The sequence below is a fragment of the Vibrio mediterranei genome (genome assembly GCF_013364395.1).
Taxonomy (GTDB): domain Bacteria; phylum Pseudomonadota; class Gammaproteobacteria; order Enterobacterales; family Vibrionaceae; genus Vibrio; species Vibrio mediterranei.
Genome location: NZ_JABXGK010000001.1, coordinates 2,761,342 through 2,778,272, shown reverse-complemented (window position 1 = coordinate 2,778,272; position 16,931 = coordinate 2,761,342). Strand labels below are relative to the sequence as shown.

General features: G+C 44.6%; 14 protein-coding genes. All 14 read left to right on the top strand.

The genetic code is table 11. From position 1 onward, the window contains the following. The first annotated feature begins 66 nt into the window (after positions 1-66). Positions 67-624, top strand: coding sequence for a ribosome recycling factor (gene frr, locus HOP38_RS12940; RefSeq protein ID WP_031494736.1), 558 nt, complete (start codon positions 67-69; stop codon positions 622-624). Positions 625-719: 95 nt separating this feature from the next. Beyond that, complete coding sequence (locus HOP38_RS12935) at positions 720-1,475, top strand: isoprenyl transferase (protein ID WP_124940179.1); 756 nt, start codon at positions 720-722, stop codon at positions 1,473-1,475. A 12-nt stretch (positions 1,476-1,487) separates the two neighbouring features. Beyond that, positions 1,488-2,330, top strand: coding sequence for a phosphatidate cytidylyltransferase (locus tag HOP38_RS12930; protein WP_006075682.1), 843 nt, complete (start codon positions 1,488-1,490; stop codon positions 2,328-2,330). Between the two features lie 60 nt (positions 2,331-2,390). After that, positions 2,391-3,590 (top strand): 1-deoxy-D-xylulose-5-phosphate reductoisomerase, encoded by a 1,200-nt coding sequence (gene ispC / locus HOP38_RS12925; RefSeq protein WP_124940177.1) that lies wholly within the window; start codon positions 2,391-2,393, stop codon positions 3,588-3,590. 16 nt (positions 3,591-3,606) lie between these two features. Next, positions 3,607-4,965 (top strand): sigma E protease regulator RseP, encoded by a 1,359-nt coding sequence (gene rseP / locus HOP38_RS12920; protein WP_198558197.1) that lies wholly within the window; start codon positions 3,607-3,609, stop codon positions 4,963-4,965. A gap of 47 nt (positions 4,966-5,012) precedes the next feature. Continuing rightward, complete coding sequence (bamA, locus tag HOP38_RS12915; protein WP_198558196.1) at positions 5,013-7,451, top strand: outer membrane protein assembly factor BamA; 2,439 nt, start codon at positions 5,013-5,015, stop codon at positions 7,449-7,451. A gap of 50 nt (positions 7,452-7,501) precedes the next feature. Then, positions 7,502-8,011 (top strand): OmpH family outer membrane protein, encoded by a 510-nt coding sequence (locus HOP38_RS12910; RefSeq protein ID WP_038223300.1) that lies wholly within the window; start codon positions 7,502-7,504, stop codon positions 8,009-8,011. 21 nt (positions 8,012-8,032) lie between these two features. Beyond that, positions 8,033-9,064, top strand: coding sequence for a UDP-3-O-(3-hydroxymyristoyl)glucosamine N-acyltransferase (gene lpxD / locus HOP38_RS12905; RefSeq protein WP_006075358.1), 1,032 nt, complete (start codon positions 8,033-8,035; stop codon positions 9,062-9,064). A gap of 116 nt (positions 9,065-9,180) precedes the next feature. Further along, entirely contained in the window at positions 9,181-9,675 is a 495-nt protein-coding gene (gene fabZ, locus HOP38_RS12900) for a 3-hydroxyacyl-ACP dehydratase FabZ (protein ID WP_370736793.1), read from the top strand. 1 nt (position 9,676) lies between these two features. Continuing rightward, positions 9,677-10,465 (top strand): acyl-ACP--UDP-N-acetylglucosamine O-acyltransferase, encoded by a 789-nt coding sequence (gene lpxA, locus HOP38_RS12895; protein ID WP_124940175.1) that lies wholly within the window; start codon positions 9,677-9,679, stop codon positions 10,463-10,465. Between the two features lie 95 nt (positions 10,466-10,560). Beyond that, positions 10,561-11,703 carry a lipid-A-disaccharide synthase gene (gene lpxB / locus HOP38_RS12890; RefSeq protein ID WP_198558195.1) on the top strand — a complete coding sequence of 381 codons (1,143 nt, stop codon included), beginning with the start codon at positions 10,561-10,563 and terminating at the stop codon, positions 11,701-11,703. Continuing rightward, a complete protein-coding gene (gene rnhB, locus HOP38_RS12885) occupies positions 11,700-12,326 on the top strand; it encodes a ribonuclease HII (RefSeq protein ID WP_198558194.1) in 627 nt (208 codons plus the stop codon). The genes lpxB and rnhB overlap by 4 nt, the downstream gene beginning before the upstream one ends. 88 nt (positions 12,327-12,414) lie before the next feature. Continuing rightward, a complete protein-coding gene (gene dnaE / locus HOP38_RS12880) occupies positions 12,415-15,894 on the top strand; it encodes a DNA polymerase III subunit alpha (protein WP_198558193.1) in 3,480 nt (1,159 codons plus the stop codon). A 50-nt stretch (positions 15,895-15,944) separates the two neighbouring features. Further along, complete coding sequence (gene accA / locus HOP38_RS12875) at positions 15,945-16,904, top strand: acetyl-CoA carboxylase carboxyl transferase subunit alpha (protein WP_006075352.1); 960 nt, start codon at positions 15,945-15,947, stop codon at positions 16,902-16,904. The last annotated feature ends 27 nt before the right edge of the window (positions 16,905-16,931 follow it).

The window sequence follows — 16,931 nt, the reverse complement described above, 5'->3', positions numbered from 1 at the left end:
GAATTATCGAAGGACATAGCCTGAAAGCAGACCGGCTTTCAGGTTACTATTATTTAAGGTGATATTGTGATTAACGAAATCCAACAAGACGCTCAAGAGCGCATGGCAAAAAGTGTTGAAGCACTTAAGAATAACCTAACTAAAATTCGCACAGGTCGTGCACACCCAAGCCTTCTTCAAGGTATCTCTGTTGAATATTACGGTGCGCCAACACCTCTAAACCAAGTAGCAAACGTTATTGCTGAAGACGCGCGTACACTTGCTATTACAGTATTCGATAAAGAGCTTGCGCCTAAAGTTGAAAAAGCGATTCTGACTTCTGACCTTGGTTTAAACCCAATGTCTGCGGGTACGGTTATCCGCGTGCCACTTCCACCGCTAACAGAAGAGCGTCGTAAAGACCTAGTGAAGATCGTTCGTGGTGAAGCTGAAGGCGGCCGTGTTGCAATCCGTAATATCCGTCGTGACGCTAACGGTGACCTGAAAGCGCTACTGAAAGATAAAGAAATCTCTGAAGATGAAGATCGTAAAGCACAAGATGAGATTCAAAAGCTTACCGATGCAGCAGTGAAAAATGTTGACGAACTGCTTGCTGCAAAAGAAAAAGAGTTGATGGAAGTCTAATATTTCACCACTCAGTTCTAGTTTGAACGCTGTGCTGACAGCACAGCGTTTTTTTATGCTACCCTGTCCGACCCGAATTATAACTATACTCTTTTATGCAAAACTCACACATCGTCAATGATTCCCTTCCAAAACATATCGCTATCATCATGGATGGTAATGGACGTTGGGCAAAATCTAAGGGAAAACCACGAGTTTTCGGGCATAAAAAAGGGGTTTCTGCTGTCCGTAAGACCATTTCTACCGCTGCAAAGCTGAATATTCAAGCCGTAACACTGTTTGCGTTTAGCAGTGAGAATTGGCGTAGGCCTGAAGATGAAGTTGGCTTGTTGATGGAACTCTTTATTAGCGTTCTGTCGAGTGAAATTAATAAACTTCATCAGAATAACTTAAGACTTTGTATCATTGGCGATAAATCTCGTTTTAACGACAGATTGCAAAGAAAAATCGCCGAAGCAGAGAAGTTGACAGAAAACAATACAGGTACTGTTATCAACATCGCTGCAAACTATGGTGGGAAATGGGATATTTTACAGGCAACTAAAACGCTGGCTGGTTTAGTGGAGCGAGGCGAGTTGTCAGCCGATGACATAACTGAAGATATGATCGGTCGTTATGTCACTATGTCTGATTTGCCAGATGTCGACTTACTGATCCGTACCAGCGGCGAATGTCGCATTAGTAACTTTATGCTTTGGCAAATGGCGTATGCCGAAATGTATTTCACGGATGAGTACTGGCCAGAATTTAACGAGGACAGCCTAATAAAGGCAATCACTTGGTTTGTGAATCGCGAACGACGCTTCGGTTGTACCGGAGAGCAAGTCAAAGCGTTAATGGAAGCCAATTAAGGACGATTTAATTTGAAACAACGAATTATTACCGCCCTAATACTAGCTCCGCTGGTGGTTTGGGGTATTTTTTCACTGCCATTAACTTGGTTCATAGGTTTTGTTGCCGCTGTTACGCTTATTGGAGCGTGGGAGTGGACTCAATTTACTCTTACTCGTTCTCGGCTGCTAGCCTTAATTCCTCCTGTCCTTACTGTTGGGCTCTCTTTGTTCATTGTCCCTTCTGACATTGTCTCTTTGAATCAGGTCGATTCATTGCATCTTTTATTGCTGGGTATTGGCTTTAGCTGGTGGCTCATTGCGAGTAGTCTAGCGATGACGTACCCTAAGTCCGCGGGACTGTGGGAGCACTCTAATGTACTGCGACATCTATTCGGACTACTAACTTTGCTACCATTTCTATGGAGCATTGTTATCTTGAGAGGACAGCACTATTACTTAGACCCTTATTACGGCTCAAAACTGGTTCTGTTTGTTTGTTTGATCGTTTGGGCTGCAGATAGCGGTGCTTACTTTGCTGGAAAAAGTTTAGGTAAGCGTAAGATGGCGCCTCATGTAAGCCCTAACAAAACCATCGAGGGTTTGATTGGCGGCATTGCGGCTGCTTTGGTTGTCGCGTGGGGAAGTTCATCACTCTTTGATATTCAGTTTACGAGCTATGCCAGTATGACTATCATTACTCTTGCCACAGTCGTTATTTCAGTGCTGGGCGACTTAGTGGAAAGTATGTTCAAACGAGTATCGAAGATAAAAGACAGCAGTAATATTATTCCAGGTCATGGTGGTGTTCTCGATCGTGTGGATAGTCTAACCGCAGCATTTCCTGTATTTGCTCTCCTTTATCTCATTTTCTAATCTCCCCAACCAGAGAGTAAGTTCTTATTCTCTGGTTGACTTATAAGCGGTTGTAATAGCATGCAAAATTTAACCATTCTAGGCGCTACTGGTTCTATTGGAGCAAGCACTCTAAAGGTCGTTTCAGAAAATCCTTCATCTTTCGCTATCTATGCTCTTGTTGGTGGTAAAAACGTAGCCAAAATGGCTGAGCTTTGCTCCATTTGGAAACCCAAGTTTGCGGTTCTGAATGACGAAGTGGATGCGTCAGAGCTAAAGCGACTACTTCCTAGCAATATGAGAACCGAAGTACTGTTTGGTCAACAAGCCATGTGCATGGTATCGGAATCCAAAGATGTCGACGTTGTAATGGCTGCTATCGTCGGGGCTGCGGGTTTGTTACCTACGCTTGCTGCTGTGAAAGCAGGCAAACGTGTACTGTTAGCTAATAAAGAAGCGCTGGTAATGTCTGGTAAGCTATTTATGGACGCCGTGTACGAATCTGGTGCTCAGTTGCTACCCGTTGATAGTGAACATAACGCCATATTCCAATGTTTACCTGCGAATATTCAAACCAATCTTGGGAACTGCCAGTTATCTGAAGCGGGTATCAATCATATCCTTTTAACCGGTTCGGGTGGCCCTTTTCGATATACTGACGTTTCAACGCTTTCTTCAGTAACACCTGCACAGGCAATTGCTCATCCAAATTGGTCGATGGGGCCAAAAATTTCTGTTGATTCTGCAACAATGATGAACAAAGGTTTGGAGTTTATTGAGGCCCGCTGGCTATTCAATACCAATCGAGAGCAGCTAAAAGTGGTCATTCATCCTCAATCGGTTATTCACTCTATGGTGCAATACAATGATGGTTCGGTCTTAGCACAGATGGGACAGCCAGATATGGCAACGCCGATTGCTTATTCGATGTCTTATCCCGACCGAATCCCTTCTGGTGTTGCTCCTCTTGATTTTACGACAATCGGTGAATTGACTTTTATGGCTCCAGACTATGCTAAGTATCCTTGCTTAGCGTTAGCAATAGATGCCTGTTTTGAAGGGCAACATGCAACCACGGCTATCAATGCCGCAAATGAAATTGCGGTTGAAGCCTTCTTGTCGGAAAAAATCCGTTTTACTGATATTAGCGTGGTAAATGAGCGCGTTATGTCGAAAGTCTGTTCAGCAAATGAATTTATACAATTAGATAACTTGGAAACTATTCTTGAGCTAGATAGAATGGCTCGAAACTATGCACGAGAAATCGTGCGTTCGATTTAGTGAGAGAATTTTTGATATGACGGACATCCTTTGGAACTTCGCGTCCTTTATCGTTGCGCTAGGGATTCTAGTCGCGGTACATGAATACGGTCACTTTTGGGTAGCGCGAAAGTGTGGTGTGTATGTCGAAAAGTTCTCGATTGGTTTCGGTAAATCGATTTGGTCTAAAGTCGGTAAAGATGGGACTGAGTATAGTATCTCCGTTATTCCTTTAGGCGGCTATGTCAAGATGCTCGATAGTCGAGTTGATGAAGTCTCTGAAGCCGATCACAAGTATGCCTTTGATAAAAAGCCTCTCTGGAAAAGAACCGCTATTGTAGGTGCAGGACCAGCATTTAACTTCTTTTTTGCGGTCTTTGCTTACTGGCTGGTGTTTTTGATTGGTGTGCCTGCGGTCAAGCCTGTTATTGGCGAAGTTACCCCGCACTCGATTGCTGCACAAGCTGGGTTAACACCAGGAATGGAGTTTAAGTCCATTGATGGTACGCCAACCTTGGACTGGGAATCGGTTAATTTGGGGCTAGTGTCGCATATTGGCGATAATCAAATGACGGTCACAGTTTCATCAGATAGCCAAATAGGAACGGACAAAAAATTAACAATTGATTTGTCGGGCTGGAACTTTAATCCAGAAACAGAGTCTGCTATGGGGACGCTTGGTTTTAAACCGTATACCCCAGAGATTAAAACAACGCTGACAAATGTAAGTGAAGACGGAGCCGGTTCGGCGGCTGGCCTTCAGGTTGGTGATACTATTATCTCGGCTGGAGAGCAAGACATCTCTCAATGGCAACAAGTCGTGGATGTGATTCAAGCGAACCCAAATAGTCCAGTGACTATACAAGTGCTGAGAGACGGTGAGCGATTAACAACAACATTGACTCCTGGGTCACGTGAGCTGCGAGATGGTACGGTTATTGGCTTTGCGGGTATCGCTCCAGAGATTGGTGAGTGGCCTGCTAGTTATCGCTTTGACCTTCAATACGGGCCGGTTGAAGCAGTAGGTAAAGCTATCGCGAAAACGGGACAAATTATCGAGCTTACGATCTCTATGCTGAAAAAGCTGATCGTGGGTGATGTTGGCCTAAACAACCTAAGCGGACCTATTTCGATTGCGAAAGGGGCAGGTACAACCGCAGATTATGGACTGGTTTATTTCTTAGGCTTCTTGGCGCTGATTAGTGTCAACTTGGGTATTATCAACTTAGTACCATTGCCAATGCTTGATGGAGGGCATTTATTGTTCTTTGCAATTGAAGCAGTAATTAGAAGACCAGTACCAGAAAAAGTACAAGAAATGGGGTATCGAGTGGGAGGGGCTATTATCTTCTCATTGATGCTGATAGCAATTTTTAATGATTTTACACGCCTTTGATATCAGAATTTAGGCAGCGGTATTAGCAAGGATTAATTAGAGCAGGTATGGCGATTAAGCATATTCTATTCGCATCTCTACTAGCGACCAGTGTGTCGGCGAATGGGGCTGAGGATTTTGTTGTACAGGACATTCGAATCGAAGGTTTGCAAAGGGTAGCACTAGGTGCTGCTCTTTTGAAAATGCCTGTACGTATTGGTGATTCGGTAGACAGTAAAGATATCTCAGAGATCATTAATGCCCTCTATCAATCGGGTAACTTTGAGGATATTAAGGTACTTCGTGATAAAGACGCACTGGTAATACGTGTGAAAGAGCGCCCAACTATTGCGAGCATCTCTTTCTCAGGTAACAGCGCGATAAAGGAAGAGCAACTACAGCAAAACCTTGATGCGTCAGGTGTTATTGTCGGTGAAGCACTAGACCGCACAACGTTAAGTAATATCGAAAAAGGTCTAGAAGATTTCTATTACAGTGTCGGTAAATACAACGCGAAGGTTCAAGCGGTTGTTACACCGTTGCCACGTAATCGTGCCGACTTGAAGTTTGTATTCTCTGAAGGTGTTTCGGCAAAGATCAAACAGATCAACTTTATCGGTAATACTGTCTTTAGCGATCAGGAATTGTTATCACGTTTTAATCTGAATGTAGATGTTGCGTGGTGGAACTTCCTTGCAGACGATAAATACCAGAAGCAAGTTCTTGCAGGTGATATTGAAGCTCTCAAGTCGTTTTACCTCGATCGTGGCTATTTAAAGTTTAAAGTCGATACGACTCAAGTATCGATTTCTCCGGACAAGAAAGGCGTTTACATCACGCTAGGTATCGATGAGGGCGAACCTTATCAAGTGAAAGATGTGACGTTCCGTGGTCAGCTAATTGGCAAACAAGCCGAATTTGAAAGTATGATCCCATTTAAGGATGGCGATACTTATAACGGCTCTAGTGTTACCGCATTAGAGGAGAACATTAAGCGCGTATTAGGTGAAGCTGGCTATGCTTACCCGCAAGTACGCACCATTCCAGAGTTTGATGATGAGAATAACCAAGTTTCTTTGGTCATCAATGTTGAAGCTGGAAACCGTATTTATGTTCGCGATATTCGATTCACAGGTAACAACTCCACCAAAGATGAAGTGTTACGTCGTGAAATGCGTCAGATGGAATCGAGTTGGTTGAACTCGAAGTCTATTGAAACCGGTAAAAACCGTTTGAACCGATTAGGTTTCTTTGAAACGGTTGATGTTCAAACAGTTCGTGTGCCTGGTTCTGATGATCAGGTAGACTTGGTATATGATGTCAAAGAGGCAAACTCAGGAAGCATTAACTTTGGTGTCGGTTACGGTACCGAATCAGGTATTAGCTTCCAGGTTGGTCTCCAGCAAGATAACTTTGCAGGTTCTGGTGACCGAGTTGGTATCAGTGCGATGACCAACAAGTATCAGAAAAACATAACGTTGGATTATCGCGACCCATACTGGAACCTAGATGGTGTCAGTCTTGGTGGTCAGATTTTCTACAATGAGTTTGAAGCATCGAAAGCAGGTATCGTTGACTATACCGACCAAAGTTATGGTGGTACGTTGACTTGGGGTTTCCCGGTCGATGAACTTAACTACCTAGAGTTTGGTGGCGGCTATACACATAGCCGATTAGGTAACATCAAAGAGTACGTTCAAATTGAGAAGTTCCTGCAAGCTCAAGAGAAGAACCGTGATGCTGAAGGTAACTTGATTACGGATGATTTCCACTTAACGGCAGCTTGGACTCGAAATAATTTAAACCGTGGACGTTTCCCGACCGCAGGTAACCATCAAAAACTCTATGGTAAAGTGACGGTTCCTGGATCGGATGTTCAATACTTCAAGACTCAATATGACGTAAGACAGTATTTTCCTATTACCGATAGTCACAGTTTTACGTTATTGTTGAAAGGTCGCTTAGGTTACGGTAACGGTTATGGTCAAACCAATGGCAATGATAACTTGCTGCCATTCTACGAAAACTTCTATGTGGGTGGTTTCTCAACACTGCGTGGTTTCCGTCAGAACTCGGTAGGCCCTAAAGCAGTCTATAACGATCCAAATGGTGGTGGGTGCGGTAATGTAGGTGGGAATAATCCGTGTTACTCCGCGACTGACCAGTCAGTGGGTGGTAACGCAGTAGCGCTTGCTAGTGTTGAGTTGATTGTCCCGACGCCATTTGCTTCGGATGAGTTCCGCAACCAAATTCGTACTAGCTTGTTTATGGATGCTGCGAGCCTTTGGGACACAGAGTTTACTTATGTTTCACCAGACCCTAACATGCCTGGAAGCCAGTATTATTACGATTACTCGGATCCGTCGAATTACCGAGCGTCGGTAGGTGTAGCAGTACAGTGGATGTCTCCAATGGGGCCTCTTGTATTCTCACTCGCAACACCAGTTAAGAAGTTTGAAGGCGATAAAACAGAAGCCTTTACCTTCACGATTGGTAATACTTTCTAACTATATATTTTGTAACGAAAATAGTTTCTATACGAACAGAGGAATCGACCTTGAAAAAATTAATGAAAGCGGCTGGACTTGGCCTAGTTATCCTTACGTCTTCACTGTTTGCAAACGCAGCAGAAGCGGCGCAGAAAATTGGCTATGTGAATACGCTTCAAGTTTTCCAAGCACTTCCACAGCGTGAAGCAACACTGCAAAAATTACAGAATGAGTTCAAGGACAAAGCTGCCGAGCTTCAAGCGATTCAAGCGGATGCAGCTAAGAAGATGGAAAAACTTCAGCGTGATGGTGAGCTACTAGGTAAAGATGAAATCGAGAAATTACGTATCGAGATTGGTCAGCTAGATAGTAAGTACAAGATCAAAGGCCAAGCTCTAGAAAAAGAGAGCCAGCGTCGTGAAGCGGAAGAAAAGCAGAAGCTGTTTAAGACCATCCAAGAAGCAGTTGAAAAAGTAGCGAAAAAAGAAGGCTACGACATGATCATCGATATTCAGGCGGTTGGTTATGCAAAAGAAGAGTTCAACATCTCGAAGAAAGTTATCGACTCACTTAAGTAACAGTATTGCAGTAGGTTAGACATGACAGCATTGACGTTAGCACAATTAGCGGAGATTACTGGTGGGGAAATCCATGGTAATGAGAGCACGCTAATTAGTGCGGTAGCGCCTATGAACAGCGCAGGTGAGGGACAAATTACTTTCCTCACTAATGTAAAATACGCAAAGCATCTTGGTGAATGCCAAGCATCGGCAATCATGGTGAAAGCCAGTGAGTTAGAGCATTGCAAAACCAATGCTCTAGTGGTTGCTGATCCTTATGTGGCCTATGCTAAAGTCGCCCAAGCGTTAGATACTACTCCAGCTCCTGCTGCATCTGGTATTGCGCCAAGTGCAGTGGTCTCTTCAGAGGCCTGCTTGGGTGAGAATGTATCCGTAGGCGCCAATGCTGTGATTGAAGCCGGAGCAGAACTTGGCGACAACGTAATTGTCGGCGCGGGTTGCTTTATCGGAAAGGGTGCTAAGCTAGGTCGCAATACTAAGCTTTGGGCTAATGTATCGATTTATCATGATGTAGTGCTTGGTGACGATTGTTTAGTGCAGTCAAGTACTGTCATTGGTTCTGATGGTTTTGGCTACGCTAATGAAAAAGGCGAGTGGGTCAAAATTCCTCAAGTCGGTACCGTGCGAATTGGAAACCGTGTAGAAATTGGTGCTTGTACCACTATCGACCGCGGTGCGCTGGACGACACCATCATCGAAGACAATGTAATCATTGATAACCAGATGCAAATTGCTCATAACGTGCACATCGGATATGGCACAGCAATGGCTGGTGGTACTATTGTTGCTGGTAGCACCAAAATCGGTAAATACTGCCAAATTGGCGGTGCGAGTGTTCTCAATGGACATATCGAAATTGCTGATGGTGTTATTGTCACAGGTATGGGAATGGTCATGCGTAGCTTGCCAGAAAAAGGCATCTACTCATCAGGTATTCCACTACAGACCAACAAAGAGTGGCGCAAAACGGCTACTCGAGTCCATCGTATTGATGAGATGAACAAGCGCCTCAAAGCAGTTGAGAAACTGCTAGAGCAAACAGAAGACTAACTTCTGTGGCTTAAAAATGAAGGCTCGCTTAGGCGAGTCTTTTTATGTGTGTCAGATAACGCTAGGTTGAGCACTGCTTCCCCCCGAACTGACACTAAGTGGCATTTGGGTATATAATGCCTCTAGTTAGAAAAAGAATTGATAATAGGATTTTTACTTTGAGCACTGATACAAAAACAATGACAATCACTGAGATCCAGGAACTGCTTCCTCATCGCTATCCGTTTCTGTTGATCGATCGCGTTACTGATTATCAAGAAGAAAAGTATCTAACCGCCATTAAAAATGTGTCTGTGAATGAACCACAATTTACAGGGCACTTTCCGCAATTACCTGTGTTTCCTGGTGTGTTGATTTTAGAAGCTATGGCTCAAGCGACGGGTCTATTGGCATTTAAATCGTTTGGTGCGCCAAAAGGCAATGAGCTGTACTACTTTGCGAGTGTCGATAAAGCGAAGTTCCGCAAGCCAGTTGTACCAGGTGACCAATTGATTATTGAAGTGGAATTTATCAAGGAGCGTCGCGGTATTGCTGCCTTCAACGGCGTAGCAAAGGTTGATGGTGAGGTTGTTTGTTCTGCTGAGCTAAAGTGTGCTCGTCGAGAGTTTTAATATGATTCATGAAACCGCTAAGATTCATCCTAGTGCCGTTATCGAAGGGAACGTCACTATTGGTGCAAATACCACAGTAGGTCCTTTTACCTATATCTCAGGTGATATCACAATTGGTGAGAACAATGAGATTATGTCGCATGTTGTTATTAAGGGTCATACTACAATAGGTAACGATAACCGAGTATTCCCTCAAGCGATCATTGGTGAAGAAAACCAAGATAAGAAATACGGTGGTGAAGATACGCGAGTTGTGGTTGGCGACCGGAATGTTATCCGCGAGAGCGTACAAATTCATCGTGGTACTGTTCAAGATAAGACCCAGACAGTGGTCGGTAATGACAACCTTCTTTGTGTAAATGCTCATATTGCGCATGATGTGATTGTGGGCAACCACACACACATTGGTAACAATGCTATTCTCGGTGGTCATGTAACGGTTGGTGATCATGCTGGAGTTATGGCATTGTCGGCGATCCACCCGTTCTGCACAGTTGGCGCTTACGCTTATGTTGGCGGGTGTTCGGCAGTAGTACAAGATGTACCACCATACGTTCTTGCGCAAGGCAACCATGCAACACCGTTTGGTCTCAACTTAGTGGGATTAAAGCGTAACGGTTTCGAGAAGCCAGAACTGCGTGCTTTGCAAAAAGCGTACAAAGAGATCTACCGTTCAGGCAAGACACTGGCAGAGGTAAAGCCTGTGCTTGAGGAAATGGCGCAAGAGTGGGCATCAGTTCAGCGTTTTGTGGATATTTTGGAAAGCTCTGAGCGTGGCATTATCCGCTAACGTTGGTCACGTAAGTATAAAAAGATCGCTAATCAGTTAGCGGTCTTTTTCTGTTTTATGGTATTCGAGAAATTTGGCGAAAATAAGGACTGGTAATGGAACGACCATTGCGAATTGGTATCGTAGCTGGCGAACTTTCCGGAGATACTCTGGGAGAAGGCTTCATTAAAGCAATAAAGCAACAATATCCAGATGCCGAGTTTGTTGGTATCGGTGGCCCTAAAATGATAGCTCAAGGTTGCGAGTCTCTTTTCGATATGGAAGAGCTTGCGGTCATGGGATTGGTAGAAGTTCTTGGGCGCTTGAAACGGTTGTTGCATGTTAAAGCAGAGTTGGTGAAATACTTTACTCAAAACCCGGTAGATGTGTTTGTCGGTATAGATGCCCCTGATTTCAACTTGCGTCTCGAATTGGACCTTAAACAAGCTGGAACAAAAACGGTACACTATGTCAGTCCTTCTGTTTGGGCGTGGAGACAAAAGCGCATTCATAAGATTGCTGAGGCGACTAACCTCGTACTTGCTTTCTTGCCATTTGAAAAAGCTTTCTATGACAAATTCCAAGTGCCTTGTGAGTTTGTCGGCCATACTTTGGCTGATGCCATCCCTCTAGAATCGGATGCACAACAAGCTCGCGAGCTTTTAGGATTAGCGCCTGATAAAAAGTGGCTAGCGGTCTTACCTGGTAGTCGTGGTAACGAGTTGAAGATGCTTTCACAACCGTTTATTGAAACCTGTGTGAAACTACATCAAGACGACCCAAATCTCGGTTTTGTGGTGGCTGCTGTCAACGAAAAGCGTAAACAGCAGTTTATTGAAGCTTGGCAGCAAATTGCGCCTCAGCTTGAATTTCACATTGTTCAAGATACCGCACGTAACGTTATTACTGCTGCAGATGCAGTATTATTGGCGTCTGGCACCGTAGCTTTAGAGTGCATGCTACTTAAAAGACCAATGGTCGTTGGTTATAAAATGAATGCAATAACCGCATTTCTGGCCAAGCGTTTAGTGAAAACCAAATACGTTTCCTTACCAAATATTCTCGCCGATGATGAGATAGTAAAAGAGTTTCTGTTAGAAGCTTGTACGCCGGAAAACTTGTACAATGAGCTCACCAAGCTTCTTAATAGTGACAACAGTGCGGTGATTGCCAAATTCACGGAAATGCACCACTGGATTCGTAAAGATGCCGATAAACAAGCGGCAAAAGCAGTGTTAAATCTAATTGGAAAGTTATGACAACGAAGAAAAAAAGTGCTGAGCTTCCCCCCTTTGATTATCCGCAAGGTTACTCACTAGTCGCGGGTGTGGATGAGGTAGGTCGAGGCCCTTTAGTGGGTGATGTCGTCACAGCCGCGGTTATCTTGGATCCCAACAATCCGATTGAAGGGTTGAACGACTCAAAGAAACTTTCCGAGAAGAAACGACTCGCCCTTTATCCTGAGATAAAAGAAAAAGCGCTGGCATGGGCAGTTGGGCGTTGTTCTCCAACAGAAATTGATGAGTTAAACATCCTACAAGCGACCATGGTAGCAATGCAGCGTGCGGTCGCTGGACTGCAAGTACAACCTGATATGGTGCTTATTGATGGCAACCGAACGCCAACGTTACCAATGGATGCTCAAGCGGTCGTTAAGGGAGACTTACGTGTCGCAGAAATCAGTGCAGCATCGATTATAGCTAAAGTCGTTCGCGACCAAGAGATGGAAGAGCTTGATCTGCAACATCCACAATTTGGTTTTGCTAAACATAAAGGCTATCCAACGAAAGCGCATTTTGAAGCCATTGAACAGCATGGCGTCATTGCAGAGCATCGCAAAAGTTTCAAACCAGTCAAACGCGCCTTAGGTATTAAAGACTAGCTCACGTTAGTCGTATTAAGGATCGTGATAGTACGATTCGTTAGAGTATGATTCGCCAAATAATCGTCATGGCAATTTAGGATTTATTATGTCAGACCCCAAGTTTATACACCTTCGAGTTCACAGTGACTTCTCCATGGTCGATGGCCTGTCGAAGGTGCCACCATTAGTAAAAAAAGTGGCAGAGATGGGTATGCCAGCAATGGCACTGACTGATTTTACTAACCTATGTGGGTTAGTGAAATTTTATGGTAATGCACACTCCTCTGGGGTTAAACCGCTGATTGGTGCTGACTTTGCTGTTCAGTCTGACGAATTTGGAGATGAGTTAACTCGCATAACAGTATTGGCAGCGGATAATACTGGTTACAACAATCTGACTTTGCTTATCTCAAAAGCATACCTTCGAGGCCATATCCAACATCAACCTGTGATTGATAAGGCGTGGTTAGTCGAGTTATCTGAAGGGCTTATCGTTCTTTCTGGAGCGAAAGAGGGTGATGTAGGTAAAGCGCTATTAAAAGGCAATACAACACTTGCTAAGCAGTGTGCTCAGTTTTATCAGACGCATTTTCCAGATCGCTACTATTTAGAGCTGATTCGTACAGGACGACCTGACGAAGAAAGTTACCTGCATTTTGCCGTAGAGTTGGCCGAGGAGCTCGATCTTCCGGTTGTCGCGACCAATGAGGTCGTGTTTGTCGACAAAGAACTATTTGATGCTCATGAAATTCGTGTTGCGATCCATGATGGTTACACACTTGATGACCCTAAACGTCCCAAAAAGTACAGTGCTCAACAATATCTTCGTAGTGAGGAAGACATGTGTGAGCTGTTTGCGGACATCCCAGAAGCACTTCAGAACTCAGTAGAAATTGCTAAGCGCTGTAACGTGACCGTGCGCCTCGGTGAATATTTCTTACCTGCGTTCCCAACTGAAGGTATGAAAGAGACTGATTTCTTGGTGATGAAATCAAGAGAAGGTCTTGAGGAGCGTTTGGAGTTTTTGTTCCCAGATGAAGCGGTGCGAGCAGAGCGTCGTCCTGAGTATGATGACCGACTACAAATTGAGCTTGATGTTATCAACCAAATGGGATTCCCAGGTTACTTCTTGATCGTTATGGAGTTCATCCAGTGGTCAAAAGATAATGCGATTCCAGTAGGACCTGGACGTGGTTCAGGTGCTGGTTCATTGGTGGCCTATGCTCTTAAAATCACCGACCTTGATCCGCTTGAATACGATCTTCTTTTTGAGCGATTCTTGAACCCTGAACGTGTCTCCATGCCCGATTTCGATGTCGATTTCTGTATGGATAAACGTGACCAAGTGATTGATCACGTAGCTGAGATGTACGGTCGGGATGCGGTATCGCAGATCATTACCTTCGGTACTATGGCTGCTAAGGCGGTTATTCGTGATGTGGGGCGTGTATTGGGTCACCCGTTTGGCTTTGTTGACCGCATATCAAAACTGATTCCAGCTGACCCTGGCATGACGTTAGAAAAAGCCTTCAAGGCGGAGCCTGCATTGCCACAGCTTTATGATGGCGATGAAGAAGTTCGAGACCTCATCGATATGTGCCGCATATTGGAAGGGTGTACTCGGAATGCCGGTAAACACGCGGGTGGGGTAGTAATTTCACCGACTACGATTACTGATTTTGCACCGATTTATGCCGACTCTGAGGGACATTTCCCTGTTACTCAGTTTGATAAGAACGATGTTGAAACGGCAGGCTTGGTTAAATTCGACTTCTTGGGTCTGAGAACATTAACGATTATCGATTGGGCGCTTGGACTGATTAACCCTCGACTCGAAAGAGAGGGTAAACAACCAGTTCGAATTGAATCGATACCACTTGATGACTCGGCTTCATTCCAGCTGTTACAGAATTCTGAAACCACTGCGGTATTCCAGTTGGAATCGCGAGGTATGAAAGAGCTTATCAAGCGTCTACAGCCGGACTGTTTTGAAGATATCATTGCATTGGTGGCGCTATTCCGTCCAGGCCCATTGCAATCAGGCATGGTTGATAACTTCATCGACCGTAAGCACGGGCGAGAGACGGTCTCCTACCCAGATGAAACGTGGCAACATGAATCTCTAAAAGAGACTCTGGAGCCTACGTACGGCATCATTCTTTATCAAGAACAGGTTATGCAAATTGCACAGATCCTAGCGGGCTATACGCTGGGTGGTGCGGATATGCTGCGTCGTGCAATGGGTAAGAAAAAGCCGGAAGAGATGGCTAAGCAGCGTGCCGTCTTTGAAGAAGGGGCGATAAACAACGGCGTTGATGGCGAACTCGCCATGAAGATCTTTGATCTGGTAGAAAAGTTCGCGGGTTATGGCTTTAACAAATCTCACTCAGCGGCATATGCACTGGTCTCCTATCAAACGCTCTGGCTGAAAACCCATTACCCTGCTGAGTTTATGGCGGCGGTTATGACCGCCGATATGGATAATACAGAGAAAGTTGTTGGTCTTGTAGATGAATGCTTCCGCATGAAGCTCAAAGTGCTACCACCTGATATTAATGCTGGTCTGTTCCGCTTCAATGTTAACGAAGAGGGCGCGATCGTTTATGGTATTGGCGCGATCAAAGGGGTTGGTGAAGGTCCTATTGATGTCATTATCGAGGCTCGTAATAAAGGTGGCCACTTCCGAGATTTATTCGATTTTTGTGCTCGTATTGACATCAAGAAAGTCAACAAGCGAGTAATTGAAAAGCTTATTATGTCGGGTGCGCTTGACCGACTAGGCCCGCATCGAGCGGCGATGATGGCATCACTGAACGATGCGGTTAAAGCGGCGAGCCAACACCATCAGGCTGAAGCCTTTGGTCAGGCTGACATGTTTGGTGTATTGACTGATGCGCCAGAAGATGTGGAGCATAAATATACTCAAGTTCCACCATGGCCAGAAAAGGTATGGTTAGAAGGTGAGAGAGAAACTTTGGGGCTTTATTTGACGGGGCACCCAATAAACGCCTATCTTAAGGAACTTACCAAATACACCAGTTGTCGATTAAAAGACGCAACACCAACAAGACGTGATCAATCGTTGACGGTCGCAGGTTTAGTGATTGCTGCTCGGGTAATGACAACCAAGCGTGGAACACGTATCGGACTGATGACTTTGGATGACCGGAGCGGTCGTATGGAAGTGATGTTGTTCTCAGATGCGCTAGATAAATATGCTGAATTGTTAGAAAAAGATAAAATAGTGGTCGTTTCTGGACAGGTCAGCTTTGATGACTTCAACGGTGGCCTTAAAATGTCTGGCCGCGAAGTTTTAGATTTAGGTAGCGCTCGTGAGAAATTTACACGAGGCGTATCCATTTCGTTGTTAGAGCAACAAATAGATGAGCGTTTTTACCAGCGCTTCACAGAAATATTAACCCCACACAAAGCTGGGACAGTACCTGTTAATATTTACTACCAGCGTGCCGATGCACGCGCAAAACTTACGCTAGGAACAGAATGGCGTGTAACGCCGAATGATGCGTTACTAGAAGAATTACAGCAGTTACTTGGTAAAGACCAGGTTGAACTCGAATTTAACTAATTGAGTCCCAGAGCAAAAAGACTTGGGGCTGAATCGATAAGGATTCACAGATGAGCTTGAACTTTCTTGAATTTGAAAAGCCAATTGCCGAACTAGAAGCAAAAATCGAAGCATTGCGTGACGTTTCTCGTCATGGTGGTGATAGTGCAATTGACTTAGATAAAGAAATTGAACAACTAGAGAAAAAGAGCTTAGAGCTTAAGAAAAAAATCTTTAGTGATCTTGGGGCATGGCAAGTGGCACAGCTTGCGCGTCACCCACAGCGTCCGTACACGCTTGATTATGTAGAGCATGTATTTACTGAGTTTGATGAACTGGCTGGCGATCGCGCGTTTGCGGACGATAAAGCTATTGTTGGTGGTATGGCTCGTCTAGATGGTCGTCCGGTTATGATCATTGGCCACCAAAAAGGCCGCGAAACAAAAGAGAAAGTGAAGCGTAACTTTGGTATGCCAAAACCAGAAGGTTACCGTAAAGCACTTCGGCTGATGAGAATGGCAGAGCGTTTTAATATGCCAATCATCACTTTTATCGATACTGCGGGTGCTTACCCAGGGGTTGGCGCAGAAGAGCGTGGTCAATCAGAAGCGATTGCGATGAACCTTAAAGTCATGGCAGGTCTAAAAGTGCCAGTCATCTGTAACGTTGTCGGTGAAGGCGGTTCTGGTGGTGCTTTAGCGATCGGTGTAGGCGATTACGTGAACATGCTGCAATACTCAACGTACTCGGTAATTTCTCCTGAAGGCTGTGCGTCTATTTTATGGCGTGACTCTGATAAAGCGCCGCAAGCAGCGGAAGCAATGGGACTAGTTGCTCCTCGATTAAAAGAGCTTGAGCTTATTGATGAAATCATTGAAGAGCCACTAGGTGGTGCTCATCGTGATGCGGTGCAAATGGCTGCCAATATGAAAGCGACATTGCTACGCCAATTAGAAGAACTCGATCAGTTGGATGATGACAACTTACTTGAGCGTCGTTATCAACGTTTGATGAGTTATGGCTACTGCTAAGTAGAAACTGTTTATATAATAAGGCGA

Bases quoted from the DNA above. Each gene is read 5' to 3' on its own strand.
- HOP38_RS12935 (WP_124940179.1), top strand. From the start codon at position 720: ATGCAAAACTCACACATCGTCAATGATTCCCTTCCAAAACATATCGCT.
- ispC (WP_124940177.1), top strand. From the start codon at position 2,391: ATGCAAAATTTAACCATTCTAGGCGCTACTGGTTCTATTGGAGCAAGC.
- rseP (WP_198558197.1), top strand. From the start codon at position 3,607: ATGACGGACATCCTTTGGAACTTCGCGTCCTTTATCGTTGCGCTAGGG.
- bamA (WP_198558196.1), top strand. From the start codon at position 5,013: ATGGCGATTAAGCATATTCTATTCGCATCTCTACTAGCGACCAGTGTG.
- lpxD (WP_006075358.1), top strand. From the start codon at position 8,033: ATGACAGCATTGACGTTAGCACAATTAGCGGAGATTACTGGTGGGGAA.
- fabZ (WP_370736793.1), top strand. From the start codon at position 9,181: ATGCCTCTAGTTAGAAAAAGAATTGATAATAGGATTTTTACTTTGAGC.
- lpxA (WP_124940175.1), top strand. From the start codon at position 9,677: ATGATTCATGAAACCGCTAAGATTCATCCTAGTGCCGTTATCGAAGGG.
- lpxB (WP_198558195.1), top strand. From the start codon at position 10,561: ATGGAACGACCATTGCGAATTGGTATCGTAGCTGGCGAACTTTCCGGA.
- rnhB (WP_198558194.1), top strand. From the start codon at position 11,700: ATGACAACGAAGAAAAAAAGTGCTGAGCTTCCCCCCTTTGATTATCCG.
- dnaE (WP_198558193.1), top strand. From the start codon at position 12,415: ATGTCAGACCCCAAGTTTATACACCTTCGAGTTCACAGTGACTTCTCC.
- accA (WP_006075352.1), top strand. From the start codon at position 15,945: ATGAGCTTGAACTTTCTTGAATTTGAAAAGCCAATTGCCGAACTAGAA.